The sequence below is a fragment of the Polaromonas sp. P1_G1 genome (assembly GCF_056405595.1).
The window spans coordinates 1-397 of record NZ_JBFUBU010000259.1; the positions used below are offsets into that span (position 1 = coordinate 1).

At 58.2% G+C, this 397-nt stretch carries 1 protein-coding gene; it reads left to right on the forward strand.

All coding sequences use genetic code 11. The features are described from left to right. The coding region (locus AC1D1Y_RS26745; RefSeq protein WP_477685005.1) for a TetR/AcrR family transcriptional regulator at positions 1 to 397 on the forward strand (397 nt) is incomplete at both ends.

Genomic DNA, 397 nt, shown 5'->3' on the forward strand with positions numbered 1-397 from the left:
GGCTTGGACGCTTTCAGCCTTCCGCGTCTGGCTAAGTACCTCGACGTCAAAGCTCCGTCGTTGTATCACCATTTCTCCGACAAGAACGAGATTTTGACGGAGGTTGCGCGAGCAATCGTGTTCGAGACCAGGATTCCGCGTCAGCCCGCGTCAGGTGATTGGCAGGACTGGGTTGTCGCGTACGGCTTGAACTTTCGGGATGTGATTCTGCGTCACCGCAATGCCGCGCCGGTGATGTTGCAGTTTCTTCCGCGAGACCTCGTGACTGACATGTTCGAGGCTGCAGCAGATTACCTCGAGGGTTCGGGAGTTCCTGTGCGGCTGCATGTTCAGATCCTCGACGGCCTCGAGAAGCTGACCTTGGGTGTCACCCTCACTGAGGCGATGAGGCCCGAGG